Origin of the sequence: Mesorhizobium sp. B2-4-18 (assembly GCF_006441385.1) — a bacterium.
Classification (GTDB): domain Bacteria; phylum Pseudomonadota; class Alphaproteobacteria; order Rhizobiales; family Rhizobiaceae; genus Mesorhizobium; species Mesorhizobium australicum.
Genome location: NZ_VFUW01000019.1, coordinates 37,082 through 51,303, shown reverse-complemented (window position 1 = coordinate 51,303; position 14,222 = coordinate 37,082). Strand labels below are relative to the sequence as shown.

General features: G+C 63.4%; 18 protein-coding genes. 11 read left to right on the top strand and 7 right to left on the bottom strand.

Features of this window, described 5'->3' with window-relative positions; translation table 11 throughout:
• Positions 1–245 (top strand): hypothetical protein (locus FJ527_RS29520; RefSeq protein WP_210241273.1); only part of this gene is annotated, 245 nt, incomplete at its 5' end.
• A 150-nt stretch (positions 246–395) separates the two neighbouring features.
• Here FJ527_RS29520 and FJ527_RS28965 read toward each other — a convergent pair.
• On the bottom strand, positions 396–1,187 hold the full coding sequence (locus FJ527_RS28965; RefSeq protein ID WP_140824674.1) for a hypothetical protein: 792 nt from the start codon (positions 1,185–1,187) through the stop codon (positions 396–398).
• Between the two features lie 77 nt (positions 1,188–1,264).
• Positions 1,265–2,296: a LacI family DNA-binding transcriptional regulator gene (locus FJ527_RS28960; RefSeq protein ID WP_140711836.1), complete on the bottom strand. Its 1,032-nt coding sequence runs from the start codon at positions 2,294–2,296 to the stop codon at positions 1,265–1,267.
• 134 nt (positions 2,297–2,430) lie between these two features.
• On the opposite strand from FJ527_RS28960, the gene FJ527_RS28955 reads away from it, so the two are divergent.
• Genes FJ527_RS28955 through FJ527_RS28945 form a run of 3 tightly spaced genes read left to right on the top strand, consistent with a single transcriptional unit; the run spans position 2,431 to position 5,099 of the window.
• Positions 2,431–3,522, top strand: a complete 1,092-nt coding sequence (locus FJ527_RS28955; protein WP_140711838.1) for a fatty acid desaturase family protein — start codon at positions 2,431–2,433, stop codon at positions 3,520–3,522.
• A 27-nt stretch (positions 3,523–3,549) separates the two neighbouring features.
• Positions 3,550–3,864, top strand: a complete 315-nt coding sequence (locus FJ527_RS28950; RefSeq protein ID WP_015314574.1) for a MocE family 2Fe-2S type ferredoxin — start codon at positions 3,550–3,552, stop codon at positions 3,862–3,864.
• A 5-nt stretch (positions 3,865–3,869) separates the two neighbouring features.
• Entirely contained in the window at positions 3,870–5,099 is a 1,230-nt protein-coding gene (locus tag FJ527_RS28945) for an FAD-dependent oxidoreductase (RefSeq protein WP_140824673.1), read from the top strand.
• 288 nt (positions 5,100–5,387) lie between these two features.
• Here FJ527_RS28945 and FJ527_RS28940 read toward each other — a convergent pair whose 3' ends face one another.
• From FJ527_RS28940 to hslV, 5 genes are all read right to left on the bottom strand, one after another.
• Positions 5,388–6,347, bottom strand: coding sequence for a DUF1402 family protein (locus FJ527_RS28940; RefSeq protein ID WP_140719330.1), 960 nt, complete (start codon positions 6,345–6,347; stop codon positions 5,388–5,390).
• A 170-nt stretch (positions 6,348–6,517) separates the two neighbouring features.
• The gene (gene hslU / locus FJ527_RS28935; protein ID WP_015314577.1) at positions 6,518–7,828 is read right to left on the bottom strand and encodes an ATP-dependent protease ATPase subunit HslU; all 1,311 of its coding nucleotides are present in this window, start codon (positions 7,826–7,828) and stop codon (positions 6,518–6,520) included.
• A 4-nt stretch (positions 7,829–7,832) separates the two neighbouring features.
• On the bottom strand, positions 7,833–8,432 hold the full coding sequence (locus FJ527_RS28930; protein WP_140792020.1) for a DUF2585 domain-containing protein: 600 nt from the start codon (positions 8,430–8,432) through the stop codon (positions 7,833–7,835).
• Between the two features lie 8 nt (positions 8,433–8,440).
• Positions 8,441–8,956: a GNAT family N-acetyltransferase gene (locus FJ527_RS28925; RefSeq protein ID WP_140792018.1), complete on the bottom strand. Its 516-nt coding sequence runs from the start codon at positions 8,954–8,956 to the stop codon at positions 8,441–8,443.
• 47 nt (positions 8,957–9,003) lie between these two features.
• A complete protein-coding gene (hslV, locus tag FJ527_RS28920) occupies positions 9,004–9,555 on the bottom strand; it encodes an ATP-dependent protease subunit HslV (protein ID WP_015314580.1) in 552 nt (183 codons plus the stop codon).
• Between the two features lie 235 nt (positions 9,556–9,790).
• Here hslV and hisB point away from each other — a divergent pair, with 235 nt between their 5' ends.
• Genes hisB through hisF form a run of 7 tightly spaced genes read left to right on the top strand, consistent with a single transcriptional unit; the run spans position 9,791 to position 14,191 of the window.
• Positions 9,791–10,390, top strand: a complete 600-nt coding sequence (gene hisB, locus FJ527_RS28915; RefSeq protein WP_140792016.1) for an imidazoleglycerol-phosphate dehydratase HisB — start codon at positions 9,791–9,793, stop codon at positions 10,388–10,390.
• Between the two features lie 4 nt (positions 10,391–10,394).
• Entirely contained in the window at positions 10,395–10,871 is a 477-nt protein-coding gene (locus tag FJ527_RS28910; protein ID WP_140792014.1) for a DUF2628 domain-containing protein, read from the top strand.
• A 1-nt stretch (position 10,872) separates the two neighbouring features.
• A complete protein-coding gene (gene hisH, locus FJ527_RS28905) occupies positions 10,873–11,523 on the top strand; it encodes an imidazole glycerol phosphate synthase subunit HisH (RefSeq protein WP_140824672.1) in 651 nt (216 codons plus the stop codon).
• A gap of 3 nt (positions 11,524–11,526) precedes the next feature.
• A complete protein-coding gene (locus tag FJ527_RS28900) occupies positions 11,527–11,817 on the top strand; it encodes a DUF1330 domain-containing protein (protein ID WP_140824671.1) in 291 nt (96 codons plus the stop codon).
• A complete protein-coding gene (hisA, locus tag FJ527_RS28895; protein WP_015314585.1) occupies positions 11,818–12,567 on the top strand; it encodes a 1-(5-phosphoribosyl)-5-[(5-phosphoribosylamino)methylideneamino]imidazole-4-carboxamide isomerase in 750 nt (249 codons plus the stop codon).
• On the top strand, positions 12,564–13,400 hold the full coding sequence (locus tag FJ527_RS28890; protein WP_140620590.1) for an arginase family protein: 837 nt from the start codon (positions 12,564–12,566) through the stop codon (positions 13,398–13,400). Before hisA ends, FJ527_RS28890 begins: the two co-directional genes overlap by 4 nt.
• Positions 13,397–14,191 (top strand): imidazole glycerol phosphate synthase subunit HisF, encoded by a 795-nt coding sequence (gene hisF / locus FJ527_RS28885; RefSeq protein WP_181166531.1) that lies wholly within the window; start codon positions 13,397–13,399, stop codon positions 14,189–14,191. Before FJ527_RS28890 ends, hisF begins: the two co-directional genes overlap by 4 nt.
• The last annotated feature ends 31 nt before the right edge of the window (positions 14,192–14,222 follow it).

Genomic DNA, 14,222 nt, shown 5'->3' with positions numbered 1-14,222 from the left:
CGGCCATGGCCGATGAACTCATCAGCGCCGCGAAGGCGACGCCCAAAAGCAGTTTCTTCATTGTATTTCTCCTCCACTTTTGGTGTCCGGTTGCACCGATCTCTCCGGAATCCCCGTTCTGCCTGGGGAATCTCTCCCGATTACCGTCTCTCTCCCCGGGTTGCGCCTGCCGTTTGCTGGAACGCCAAGGCCTCTTGATGAAACAGATGTTCCGGAACGAAAGAACCAAAATACGTGACTGGTGAAATATTTATTCCATTTGCTCGGGAGGCGTCAAGGGAGATTCCAGAACCGGATGTGCGATTTTGGCGGACACGGGAATGCGGTGCGGAGCCGACGGCGTCTGCGCGCCGGGTCCATTCCTTGGATGCCGTCGGCGGGCGATGGCATGGCGTTCAGAAATGCCAGATGTCTCTCTGCAACAAGAGGTCGAGCGGCGCTCTCCAGACCCTGCACGACGCCGCCTGCTTCACCTGCCGTTCGACACTGAGCTTGCCGTTGAGATCGAAGAAAGCTTCAATTCGCCTTCGGGCATGGAGCTTCTTTCCCCTGGTACTGTAGTTGCGGATCGGCAGCCAGTGGCGGCTGATCGTTCGCCCATCCTGGGATAGCGCGACGCCGGTACAGAATTGTTCCGGGGTGTGCAAATGCACGATTTCACTGACTTTCTCGCTGGCCGCGTATGCTCGCTCCAGCGCCGGAATGTTGTGATGATGAACGCCAAGGACGCCGCTCGCCCACATCGTTTCATCTCCGATCAGGATGCGGCCTCCAATGGAGAGCCCCTCGCCTTCGAGCGAGCGATAGGGAGCCTTTGGGCGCCCTTCGCACCGCCACATTATCGAGGACAAGGCTGAAATTCGGTTGAAACAGCGCGATATGTCGCCGGTCGGATACATGTCCGCATCCATGAAGAACAGGCGCTCGCAACGTTGAAGCAGATCGATGATGCCGGCGGCCTTGATGCCAAATCTGTATCGATTGCCGAAGGACATCTCGGTCTGTCTCTGAGCCGTGAGCTCGATCGCTTCGATGGGATAGCCGTCGAAAATGGAGGGTCGGTCGGTCAGCACCGTGATCCTGGCACCCGGGCAATAGTGAAGCAAGCGAAGCGCGCTGAAGAGCGCGCCACGCGCATAGAGCTCGTCGCTCCCAAAAGCGATGTACCCAAACCCATCCCCGTCCATTGGGTATGTATATATTAGCGATCGGTAATGCGTCAATTTGGATGCAGGTCGGGCGCTATGCTTTAGGCCAAAGCTCGCTAGATGTTCTCGGGCAGGTAGATGTCGAACGGCAGGAAGGTCTGGCCGGGTGCGTTGGCCGCGCCCGTCTCGATGGCATGCGCCATGAGGCCGAGCAGTTCGCGGCACAAGGCAGCCAGCGGCGTGGAGATCACCATGGTCAGCACCCCGTCCGCCAGGGCGGACCGCGAGACCGCCGATATCTCGTTGCAGACGACCGCCGGCATCTCGGCGGGCCTGGCCTGCCGCAGCGCCGCGACCGCGCCTTCCATGCCACCGCCCGCGACGTAGCAGCCGACGAGGTCCGGGTGGCGGCCGAGCAGGTCGAGCAGCGTGTCCTGCGTGATCTGGTTGGCCTCGAGATTGACCAGCGTTTCCAGCAAGGTGAAGTCCGGTGCCTGCTCGCGGAAGAAGGAGCGGAAGCCGATCTCGCGCAGTTCATGGCCGTGGAAGCGGTGGCTGCCGACGAAGAGCGCGACCTTGCCCGGCCGCTTCGCCGCCTTGGAGATCATCCAGGCCGCGGTGCGGCCGACCTTGCGGTTGTCAAGGCCGACATAGCCCTCGCGAATGCCGGCCGCGAAGTCGGACAGCAGGGAAAAGACCGGCAATCCCTTGGCCTTCATCTCCTCGACGGTGACCGTCAGCGCCGGGTGATCGGGCCCGACCAGGGCGACCGCCCTGCATTTAGCCGCCAGCTTGCGCGTGCGCTCGACGATTTCATCCGGCGTCAGCGAACTGGCGAAGTCGATGATGGCGACGCCGCGGAAGCGCTGCGATTGCGACAGCGCGAGTTCGAGCTGCCGCGCGAACTCCGTGTAGAAGACGTCGTTGCCTCTCAAAAGCAGGAAGCCCAGCCGGTATTCCGGCAGCTCGTGGCGCATCCTCTGCTTGATCAGGCCGGCGGCATGATAGCCGATCTCGGTCGCGGTCTCGTAGACGCGGCGCGCCGTTTCCTCGCGTACCGGCAAGCGATTGTTGAGCACGCGGTCCACCGTGGCGACACTGACGCCGGAGACGCGCGCCAGATCAGTGATGGTCGGCCGTTTCGCCATGATCGCCCTCGCTCGATTGCCTGATATCGATACCTTACTTTGATAGGAAATGATAGAAACTATCTTTGTGATGTTGAGTCTATCATGGCGCGGCGTTATTCTGGGTATCGAGCCCGTTGCCTTGGGAGGCAATCATGACCGCAGCGCCGTCACGGCGTGACTACAGCCTGATCGGCCGCGACGCCCGGCTTGCCGTCGAGAACGGCCTGTCGGCCGCCGAGTGGTATCACACCGACATTCCCCGCAAGCAGATGAAGGAGCTGATGCAGCGCTCCGATGGCCCGGCGATCCGCGACACCGCGATCTGGCTGACCGCCCTCATCGTCAGCGGCGCCGGCGGTGCCTGGTTCTGGGGCAGCTGGTGGTGCGTGCCGTTCTTCTTCGTCTATGGCGTGCTCTACGGCTCGTCGACCGATTCACGCTGGCACGAATGCGGCCATGGAACCGCGTTTCGCACGCAGTGGATGAATGACGCGGTCTATCAGATCGCCTGCTTCATGATCATGCGCAACCCGGTGACCTGGCGCTGGAGCCACACGCGCCATCACACCGACACCATCATCGTCGGCCGCGATCCCGAGATCTCGGTGATGCGGCCGCCGGACCTGGCGCGCCTCTTCCTCGGTTTTGTCGGCGTGCTCGACGCCTGGCACGCGATGTCGGACATGCTGCGCAACGCCGCAGGCAACATCAGCGCTGCGGAAAAAACCTTCATTCCCGAACAGGAGCAGCCCAAGGCGATCCATATTGCCCGCATCTGGACGGCGATCTATGCAGCGACTATCGCGCTGGCACTCTATACCGGGTCGTTCCTGCCTTTGATGCTGGTCGGCCTGCCCCGGCTCTACGGCGCCTGGCATCATGTGATGGTCGGCCTGCTGCAGCATGGCGGCCTTGCCGACAACGTCACCGATCATCGGCTGAACAGCCGTACCGTCTACATGAACCCGATCAGCCGCTTCATCTACTGGAACATGAATTACCATGTCGAGCATCACATGTTCCCGATGGTGCCCTACCATGCGCTGCCCAGGCTGCACGCGCTGATCAAGCACGATTTGCCGGCGCCGACGCCCTCGATCCTGGCCGGTTACCGCGAGATGATCCCGGCCTTCCGCCGCCAGCTGCGCAACGAGGATTATTTCCTCAAGCGCGAGCTGCCGCCGACCGCCAGGCCGTACCGCGAGGAATTCCACAACGACATCGTCGCCGCGGCGGCGGAATGACATCCGACAACTCCAGGGGAGGACTGAATGAGCGATTGGGTCGAGGCCTGTGCCGCCGGTGACATCGACGAAGAAGATGTGATGCGTTTCGATCATGGCGGGCGCACCTTCGCCATCTATCGCAGCCCGGACGACGACTATTTCGCCACCGACGGACTTTGCACGCATGAGAAGGTGCATCTCGCCGACGGGCTGGTGATGGACGACATCATCGAATGCCCCAAGCACAATGGCCGCTTCAACTACAAGACGGGCGCGGCCAGGGGCGCGCCGGTCTGCGTCAACCTAAGGACCTATCCGGTCAAGGTCGACGCCGGCAAAGTGCTGGTTCAGATCGGGTAAAGGGCATGACGCCGGGAATGGTGATCATCGGGGCCGGCGAATGCGGCGGACGGGCAGCACTGACGCTGCGCGATCTCGGCTATGATGGGCCGGTGACGCTGGTCGGCGACGAGCCGCATCTGCCCTATGAGAGGCCACCTCTGTCCAAGGAGGCGATGGCCAGCGACGCGCCTGCAATCAAGGCGATCGCCAGCGACGAAATCCTGGCGGGAAAAGCGATCCGGCATATCCATTCCGTTCAGGCGATCGCGATCGATCGCGCGGCGCACACGGTGCGCCTGTCCGACGGCTCGGTGCTGCCCTACGACAAGCTGCTGCTGGCCACTGGCTCGACCCCACGCAAGCTGCCGATGCCTGGCCTTGGCGGGCGCTGCGTCTATCTCAGGACCTTCGCCGATGCGCTGGCCATCCGCGCTCATCTCAGCGCCGGCAATCGCATCGCCGTCATCGGCGGCGGCTTCATCGGCCTCGAGCTTGCCGCGGCGGCGCGCAAGCTCGGCACAGATGTCACCGTCATCGAGGCGCAGTCGCGCATCCTGATGCGCGGCGTTCCGGCCGAGATCGCCGAAATCACCCATGACGCGCATGTCGCCGAGGGTGTCGACGTGATCTGCGGGGAAGGCATCTCCGCCGTCGCCGACGACGGCAAGGAGGTGCGGGTGACGCTCGCCGGCGGCCGGGAGATCATTGCCGACCTCGCCGTGATCGGCATCGGCGCCGTGCCGGTGACCGGACTGGCGGCGGGGGCCGGCCTGGCCATCGAAAACGGCATCGCGGTCGACGCAGAACTGCGCAGCAGCAATCCCGACATCTTCGCTGCCGGCGACTGCTGCTCGTTCCCGCTTGCCATCTATGGCGGCCGTCGCGTGCGGCTGGAAGCCTGGCGCAACGCGCAGGAACAGGGCGCACTGGCGGCCAGGAACATGCTGGGCGCCGGCGAGCCGCATGCCGCTGTGCCGTGGTTCTGGTCGGATCAGTATGGCCTGTCCCTGCAGATCGCGGGATTGTCCGACGAAGGCCGTAGCACCGTGCGCCGCGATCTCGGTGACGGCGCCTTCATCCTTTTTCATCTGGCCGAGGACGGCAGGCTGGTGGCGGCCAGCGGCATCGGCCCGGGCAATGCGGTGGCGCGCGACATCAGGCTGGCCGAAATGCTGATCGCGAAGCGGGCAAAACCGTCGGCGGAGGCGCTGGGATCGCCTGAAGTCAAGCTGAAGGCGTTGCTGGCGGCATAGGGGTCGTGCACCTTGTGGATGTCGGCGCCGCCCCTCATCTGCCTGCCGGCATCTTCTCCCCGTAGAACGGGGAGAAGGGGGCTATGGCAACCTCGCCGCAATTCATGCACCGATTGGCGAAATCATTGATGACAGCGTCTTTCTCCCCGTCACTACACGGGGAGTTGAGAAGTGGTCCGCGCAGCGGACGAAAAGCCAATTGCTTGGCTTTTCGAACGACGAACGTCCGGCAGGACAATGAGGGGCGGCGCGGCTTTGGCAAATCAACGTCAGCGCGCCGGGTCCGCCCTAAAACAGCGCCTTCAGCTCCGGCAATTTGTCGTTGACCAGCCAGCCGTAATAATTCTCTTCCGGCAGCTTCTCCGGCTCGCCGGTGGCGCCGCGTTTTTCGTTTTCCGCCTTCAGCGCATAGGCGCGCTGTTCCGGATTGCCGACATTGTAGAGCGTGGCGGTCAGGCCCGGATTGCCCGAAATGTCGAAGCCGGCGATGCTCTTATAGGCGTCGATCGACTTCCTGATCGTCGCGGCGACGTAAGGAAGCGTCAGGTCCGGATCCATGATGGTCTTGTAGACCGAATTGGGATCGGAGACGTCGAGCTTCGGCAAGCCCGACACCTTGTGCACGAGATCGCTCATCTGTAGGGCGGTCAGCGGGTTGAGCTGGCCGAGGCCGAAGGTCTGGCCGGCATAATAGGGCTGGAAGAAGGTGGCGCCGAAGCGGTTGTCGGGGAAATCCTCGCCGCCGACGGTCTTGCCGCGAAACGAGCGGTTCCAAACCTGTTCACGGCATTCCCACAGATCGTAGCTGTCCGAAATCGCGTCGCATTTCCTGAATTCCGGCCGCTGCACGAAATCGGTAATGTCCTCACCATCATAGGCGAAGGAGAGCTTGCTCGAGAGGTAGGAGATCGCCTTGACATAATAGGTCTGCAGCCGGTCATAGGCGTCGACATTGTAGGTGTGCTCGCCAACGATGGCGCCGACGATGTGCATCGGGTCGATGCCATAGGCGCTTGCCGCCTTCTTGATCTTGCCGCGCAGGTCGGGGTCGTTCTGCAACAGCGCGTAGACCTTGCGATACTTCGCCTGGAAGCTGGTGTTGGTCGCCTGGGTGCGGCGACTGGAGGCGCCGGGAATGTCGGGCTGCTCGGCATTGCGGTTTCCCGGCGGCACCAATGTCGCCGCGTCGGCGGCGAACAGCGTCGCCGCCAGCGTCAAGCCGAGAATGACCAGGATGAGTTTTTTCATGCGCCGCCGCCTAGAGAATTGCCGCGCAAACTAGGTAAAGCACCTGGTCGAGTCGAGAGCGCCTCTTCATCCGGCGAGACGAAAGGTGGCCAGATGATACCATCTGGCCACACATGGCTCCTGCCGGAGTTGTTACTCGATGCCGCGCCGGACCGCTCCGGCGTCTTCGTTCAGAGGATGAACCGCGACAGATCGGTGTTTCTGGAGAGGTCTCCGACATGCTTCTGCACATAAGCAGCATCGATGGTGACGGCCGTGCCGTTGCGGTCGGGCGCATCATAGGAGATCTCGTCCAGCACTCGCTCCATCACCGTCTGCAGCCGCCGCGCGCCGATATTCTCGATGCTGGCATTGAGGTCGACGGCGACGCCGGCCAGCGAATCGATGGCGTCGTCGGTGAAGGTCAGCTCGACGCCCTCGGTTTTCATCAGCGCGATATACTGCTTGATCAGGCTGGCCTCGGTCTCGGTCAGGATGCGGACGAAATCGTCCTTCTCCAGCGCACGCAGTTCGACGCGGATCGGCAGGCGACCCTGCAATTCCGGCAACAGGTCTGACGGCTTCGAGACGTGAAACGCACCCGAGGCGATGAACAGGATGTGGTCCGTCTTCAACGGCCCGTATTTGGTCGCCACCGTGGTGCCCTCGACCAGCGGCAGCAGGTCGCGCTGCACGCCTTCGCGCGAGGGGCCGCCCGAAATGTCCGACCTGGCGGCAATCTTGTCGATCTCGTCGAGGAAGACGATGCCGTCATTTTCCGCTGCGTCCAGAGCCCGGCGCACCACCTCGTCCTGGTCCAGCAACTTGTCGGACTCGTCGCTGACCAGCAGGTCGTAGGACTCCTTCACCGTCGTCTTGCGCAGCTTGGTCTTCTTGCCGCCCATTGCCTTCGACAGCATGTCGTTGATGTTGAGCACGCCGATATTGGCGCCCGGCATGCCGGGAATTTCGAAGCCGGGCATGCCGCCATTGCCGGTGTCGGCCACCTCGATTTCGATTTCCTTGTCGTCGAGTTCGCCGTCGCGCAGCTTCTTGCGGAAACTATCGCGCGTCGCCGGGCTCGCCGTCTTGCCGACCAACGCTTCCAGCACGCGTTCCTCGGCGTTGACATGGGCGCGTGCCTTCACGTCCTCGCGCATCTTTTCGCGCACCAGCCCGATGGCGATTTCGACCAGGTCACGGATGATCTGCTCGACGTCGCGGCCGACATAGCCGACTTCGGTGAACTTGGTCGCCTCGACCTTGACGAAAGGCGCGCCGGCCAGCCGGGCCAGGCGGCGCGAGATCTCGGTCTTGCCGACGCCGGTCGGGCCGATCATCAGGATGTTCTTCGGCATCACCTCTTCGCGCATCTGGCCTTCGAGCTGCTGGCGGCGCCAGCGGTTGCGCAAGGCAATGGCCACGGCGCGCTTGGCGTCCTTCTGGCCGATGATGAAGCGGTCGAGTTCCGAAACGATTTCGCGGGGAGAAAATGTGCTCATATCACTAAATTCCACTTTGCCACTGCTTGATGGCCTCGAACGGATGCAGCAGCATGATCACGTTGAGTGTAAGATTGTCCCGGATAAGATAGCCGGTACCCAGTTCGAAGAGGATGGCGAGGCTGACGATCACCCATATAGGTAGCCTTCGCGCCATCACAAATCCCAGCACCATGGCCAGTGTGTCGGACACCGAATTGATGATCGAGTCGCCGTAATAATCGAGCGAAATGGTGCCGGCGCGGTAGCGCTCGATGATGAACGGGCTGTTTTCGAGGATTTCCCAGCCGCCCTCGACGAGGACGGCGAATGCCAGCCGCAAGCCGATCGGCGAGCGCGGGAACAGGAACCGGGCCAGCGCATAGAACAGGAAGCCGTGGATGATGTGCGAGAAAGTGTACCAGTCCGAAATGTGCTGGGAGTTCTCCGAACTGTTCACCACGCCATGCCACAGCTTGACATAGCCGCAGGTGCAGATCGGCGGATGGCCCATCAGGTAGAGCGTGAGAGCCTGGGCGACGAGCAGGCCGGCGACGATCAGCAGCCCCATCCGCCAGCTGTCTTCGTAGGCCGAAAGGCCCTTGTCCTCGCTGGATGTGACCATGCCCTGGATTACCCCTCTTGCGCGTCTTCGGCATCGATCGCCATCAGCACGACGTCGCCATGGATCGACTGCCTGCGATCAATGGCCCGGAAACCCGCCTTTTCATAGGCGCGGATGGCCCTGAGATTGGCGGGGTCGGGATCGATGATGACACGCGGCACGCCTTCCTCGAACAGGTCTTCGACGAACTGACGCACGATGGCAGAGCCATGGCCGATGCCGATCAGTTCCGGCCGGCCGATCGAGACATCGATGCCCAACGTGCCGAACGGCTGATCGGCATAGGGATGGCCGTCTTCCATGTGCGGGTCATAGCTCTGCAGATAGGCGATCGGCTTTCCGTCGAGCTCAACGATCAGCGGCTCGACGGAAATCGAGTCTAGGTGATCGGCAATCTCCGCGATTTCCGTCTCGGGATCGTCCCACCACTCCGCAACATGAGGCTCGGCGAGCCAGCCGGCGATCATCGGCAGGTCCTTTTTGGTCACCGGCCGAAAATCGTAGCTACTTTCTTGTTTGACCATGATCTTTTCCGAAAACCGGTTCCCACCTTGCGGGGTCATGGTCTGCTTCAGGCGGCATCGAGCGTTTCGACGACGAAATTGTTGTTGGTGTAGACGCAGATGTCGGACGCGATCTGCATCGCCCTGCGGGCGATCTCCTCGGCATCCTTGTCGGTGTCCATCAGCGCGCGCGCCGCAGCGAGCGCGTAATTGCCGCCCGAACCGATTGCCATGACGCCATGTTCGGGTTCCAGCACGTCGCCATTGCCGGTCAGCGCCAGCGAGACCGACTTGTCGGCGACCAGCATCATCGCCTCCAGCCGGCGCAGATAGCGGTCGGTGCGCCAGTCCTTGGCGAGCTCGACGCAGGCGCGCGTCAGTTGGTCGGGATATTGTTCGAGCTTGGCTTCGAGGCGTTCCAGCAGCGTGAAGGCGTCGGCGGTGGCGCCCGCGAAACCGGCAATCACATTGCCGCCCTTGCCGATGCGGCGCACTTTGCGGGCATTGCCCTTCATGATGGTCTGGCCCAGGCTGACCTGGCCGTCGCCGGCGATCACCACCTTGTTGCCCTTGCGCACCGTCACGATGGTCGTGGCGTGCATGGTCAATTCATTGGACATTTCTCTTGGCTCCGATTCGCACCATCCCTTCAAAAGGCGATTTGGCGCGGTACGAGTGACTTTGATCGGCCATATGTATGCACGGGGCCAATGATTGCAAACCGCTCGATAGCGGCCGGGATCGCAACTGGCAATCGCCGGATCATGCTGCTAGAAGGCTCTCGTTTTCAAGCCAGCGAGCGCTTGAGACCCGTGAACCGGTCACGATCTGTACCACTGGCACAAGGATAGAGTGATGGCGCCTCGTTCCGCCGATGCAAGCCGCAAGACTGGGGAAACCGACATCTCCGTGTCGGTCCATGTCGACGGCTCCGGCAAATCGGACATCGCCACCGGCGTCGGCTTCTTCGACCATATGCTGGACCAGCTTTCCCGCCATTCCCTGATCGACATGACCGTCAGGGCGACGGGCGACCTGCACATAGACGACCACCACACGGTCGAGGACACCGGCATCGCGCTCGGGCAGGCCCTGACCAAGGCGTTGGGCGAGCGGCGCGGCATCATGCGCTACGCCTCGATTGACCTTGCCATGGACGAGACGCTGACGCGCGCGGCGATCGACGTGTCGGGCCGCCCCTTCCTGGTCTGGAACGTGTCGTTCTCGTCGCCCAAGATCGGCACCTTCGACACCGAACTGGTGCGCGAATTCTTCCAGGCGCTGGCGCAGAACGCCGGCATCACGCTGCATGTCACCAACCATTATGGCGCCAACAACCATCATATCGCCGAGACCTGCTTCAAGGCGGTGGCGCGCGCGCTGCGCGCCGCGCTCGAGCGCGATCCGCGCCAGCCTGACGCGGTTCCCTCCACCAAGGGTTCTTTGAAGGGATAGCCTCATGACCGCCTATGTCGTGATGGAGCCGCCTGGCCGCAGCGAGAAAGTCGACACGACGACCTTAGTCCGCGACGGCTTCACCTGGCTCGGCCTGCTGGTGCCGCCGCTGTGGCTTGCCTGGCACCGGATGTGGGTCGAAGCGGCGCTCGCCTTTGTCGTCATGGGCGTGCTTTCAATGCTTGGCCAGAGACTTGGCCTCGGTGTGGCCGGCTCGCTTTTGTCGCTGCTCGTCTCGCTCTATGTCGGACTGGAAGGACAGGGCTTGCGCATCGCGGCACTGCGCCGCCGCGGCTGGCATGAGTGGGGCGTCGTCGAGGCCGGCTGGCTCAGCGATGCCGACATGCGCTATGCCCTTGAGGTGGAAGGGCTTTCGGATGAAGCAGCACCCGCGCCGCGCATCATTCCCGATGCCGCTTTGGCGCGCCCGGCGCAGCCCGGCATGGCGCTGGGGCTGACCCACATTCCGGGACGGCGCTGAGATGCGGGTTGCGATCATCGATTACGGTTCGGGCAATCTGCGCTCGGCCACCAAGGCCTTCGAGCGCGCCGCGCGCGAGGCCGGCATCGCGGCCGAGATCGACCTGACGGCCGATGCCGACCGGGTGCGCACCGCGGACCGCATCGTCCTGCCCGGCGTCGGCGCTTACGCCGATTGCGCGGCCGGCCTGCGTGCCGTGGACGGCATGTGGGAGGCGGTCGAGGACGTCGCCATCGCCAAGGGCCGGCCTTTCCTGGGAATTTGCGTCGGCATGCAGCTGATGTCCGAGCGCGGCCTCGAAAAGACCGTCACCAACGGGTTCGGCTGGATATCGGGCGACGTCAAGGAGATCACGCCTTCCGATCCGGCGCTGAAGATCCCGCAGGTCGGCTGGAACACGATCGAATTGAGGCATAAGCACCCATTGTTCTCCGGCATTCCGACCGGCGAGACGGGACTGCATGCCTATTTCGTCCACTCCTACCATCTCGACGCAAAAAAGCCGGACGAGGTCCTCGCGGTCGCCGACTATGGGGGTCCGGTGACGGCCACGGTCGCCCGTGACAATCTCGCCGGCACGCAGTTTCATCCTGAGAAGAGCCAGGCGCTGGGCCTGGCGCTGATCACCAATTTCCTGCGCTGGAGGCCCTGAACCATGAGCAAGAAGGGCTATTGGCTGGTAATGCTGACGGTGACAGACCCGGAAGGATATCAGCGTTACCGCGACGCCATCGGCGACGCGGTTTCGTCTTTCGGAGGCCGCTATCTCGTGCGCGGCGGACAAGTGACCAATCCCGAAGGGTCGGAATTTGGCAGGCAGGTGGTGGTCGAGTTCGACTCTTATGAAACCGCGCTCAGCTGCTATCGATCGCCAGCCTACCAGACAGCGTTGCAGAACAGGCTGGCGGCTTCGACCGGACATTTCGCGATCGTCGAGGGTGCCTGAGTGATCCTGTTTCCAGCCATCGACCTCAAGGACGGCCAATGCGTGCGGCTGAAGCACGGCGATATGGCGACCGCGACGATCTACAATGACGACCCCGCCGCGCAGGCAAAAGCCTTTGAAGGGCAGGGCTTCGAGTGGCTGCATGTCGTCGACCTCAACGGCGCCTTCCAGGGCCAGAGCGTCAACAGCGCCGCGGTAGGGGCCATCCTGAAGGCGACGAAGAACCCGGTGCAGCTCGGCGGCGGCATTCGCACGCTGGAGCAGATCGAGGACTGGCTCGACCGTGGGCTGGCCCGCGTCATCCTCGGCACGGTGGCGGTGCGCGATCCCGATCTGGTCAGGCAGGCCTGCAAGGCATTTCCGGGCAAGGTCGCGGTCGGCATCGATGCCAAGGGCGGCAAGGTAGCGGTCGAAGGCTGGGCCGAAGCCTCGAGCCTCGGCGTCATCGAACTGGCCAGGAAATTCGAGGGCGCCGGCGTCGCCGCCATCATCTATACCGACATCGACCGCGACGGCGTGCTGACCGGCATCAACTGGGACGCCACCATCGACCTTGCCGACGCCGTGTCGATCCCGGTCATCGCCTCGGGCGGACTGGCCTCGATCGCCGACATCGTGCGCATGACCATGCCCGATGCGAAAAAACTCGAAGGCGCGATCTCGGGCCGTGCCCTCTATGACGGCCGCATAGATCCCACAGAGGCGCTGGCCATCCTGCGGGGCCGGCCGGCGATGGAGACGCGGTCGTGAAGGTTTCGCTCATCCTGGCCTCCTATGACAGCGGCCACTATCATGGCGGCATGGGCCAGGGACCGGACGCGCTGATATCGGGCGGGCTCGTCGATGCCCTGACCCTTGCCGGCCACGACGTCACGGTCGAGGATATCGGGAGGGTCGGCGACGGCCAGGAGCGCGAGATCGCCACGGGTTTTGCCGTCTGCAACGCCGTCTCGGGCGAGGTCCGCATGGCCCGCGACAGGGGGCGGTTTCCCATCGTGCTGGCCGGAAACTGCCTGACGTCAGCCGGCGCGGTCGCCGGCGAAGGCGCCGACGCGATCATCTGGGCAGACCAGCATGGCGACCTCAACACGCCCGAGACCTCCGTCTACGGCTTTCTCGACGGCATGGCGCTGTCGACGGTGCTCGGCCTGTGCTGGCGTCCGATGGCGGCCGCCATTCCCGGCTTCAGGCCGATCGATCCCGCGCGCTGCGTGCTCCTCAACGCCCGCGATCTCGATCCGGCGGAGGAAAACCTTCTCGAAACATTGCCTGTCATCCGGACGGAATGTCCAGGCGTGGCGCAAGCGACGGAAAAACTGAAGGTCGCCGGCGCCAACAGCGTGCACATGCATCTCGATCTCGACGTGCACGACCCCAAGGCGCTGCAGGCCAACCGCTACGTCACATCGGGCGGACCGAACCCGGAGCAGCTGCGCGACGCGGCCTGCGCCATGGCGCTTGCGGTACCGGTCGTCGGCATCACCGTTTCAGCTTACGATCCGGCCTTCGATGCCCAGGCCGATGTGCCGCCGCTGGTCGGCCAGCTGCTCAACGATCTGCTTGCCACGATAGAGGGTCGCTGATGCTGAAGGCCCGCGTCATCCCTTGCCTCGACGTCAAGGACGGCCGTGTCGTCAAGGGCGTCAATTTCGTCGACCTCATCGACGCCGGCGATCCCGTGGAGGCCGCCAAGGCCTATGATGCCGCCGGCGCCGACGAACTTTGCTTTCTCGACATCACCGCTTCGTCGGACAATCGCGAGACCATCTTCGACGTCATCGCCCGCACCGCGGAACAATGCTTCATGCCGCTGACCGTCGGCGGCGGCGTGCGCCAGGTGGCCGACATCCGAAAATTGCTGCTGGCGGGGGCCGACAAGGTGTCGATCAACACGGCGGCGGTGAAGAACCCGGATTTCGTCGCCGAAGCCGCCGACAAGTTCGGCAACCAATGCATCGTCGTCGCCATCGACGCCAAGAAAGTCTCCGGCCCCGGCGAGGCCGACCGCTGGGAGATCTTCACCCATGGCGGGCGCGAGAAGACCGGCATCGACGCCGTGGAATTCGCCCGGAAAATGGTCGATCGCGGTGCCGGCGAGATCCTGTTGACCTCGATGGACCGCGACGGCACCAAGGCCGGCTACGACATCGCGCTGACCCGCGCGGTGTCGGACGCGGTGCGCGCGCCGGTCATCGCTTCGGGTGGCGTCGGCACGCTCGACCACATGGTCGAAGGCATTCGCGACGGCCATGCGGGTGCTGTGCTGGCGGCGTCCATCTTCCATTTCGGCACCCACACCATCGCCGAAGCCAAGGCGCATATGGCCAAGGCCGGCCTGCCGATGCGGCTGGACTCGCTGGGCAACAGGTCCTAGAGCATGCTCCCGAAGCCGGCTTTCGGGAAAA